We start from the raw sequence: 585 nt of genomic DNA on the forward strand, positions 1-585 counted from the left end.
GTGTAGCAGCTTTCGTACTCATCGACCAGCGCGTTAACATCGCCGTCGCTGATGGAGTTCACCACCTGCACCAGATCGCCAACCGCCCAGGTATTGACGGAGAAACCGAACTTGATCTGTGCGGCAACTTTATCACCATCGGTGACCGCCACTTCACGCATGTTATCGCCAAAACGGCAGACTTTCAGATGACGGGTATCCTGTTTAGAGACCGCCTGACGCATCCAGGAGCCAATACGCTCATGTGCTTGTTTATCCTGCCAGTGACCGGTAACCACGGCATGTTGCTGACGCATACGCGCGCCGATGAAGCCGAACTCACGACCGCCATGTGCAGTCTGGTTCAGGTTCATAAAGTCCATATCGATACTGTCCCACGGCAGCGCCGCGTTAAACTGGGTGTGGAATTGCAGCAACGGTTTGTTGAGCATAGTCAGGCCGTTGATCCACATTTTGGCCGGGGAGAAAGTGTGCAGCCACACTACCAGGCCAGCGCAACGATCGTCGTAATTCGCGTCACGGCAAATAGCGGTGATTTCATCCGGCGTGGTGCCCAGCGGTTTCAGCACCAGTTTGCAGGGCAGT

Annotated in this window: 1 protein-coding gene; it reads right to left on the reverse strand. The window is 55.2% G+C overall.

The window, feature by feature from the left end:
* Window positions 1-585: L-arabinose isomerase family protein (locus tag ACLO87_RS16905; protein WP_430224359.1), on the reverse strand; the 585-nt coding region annotated here is incomplete at both ends.

Source organism: Paenalcaligenes sp. Me52 (assembly GCF_050487965.1).
Classification (GTDB): domain Bacteria; phylum Pseudomonadota; class Gammaproteobacteria; order Burkholderiales; family Burkholderiaceae_B; genus Paenalcaligenes.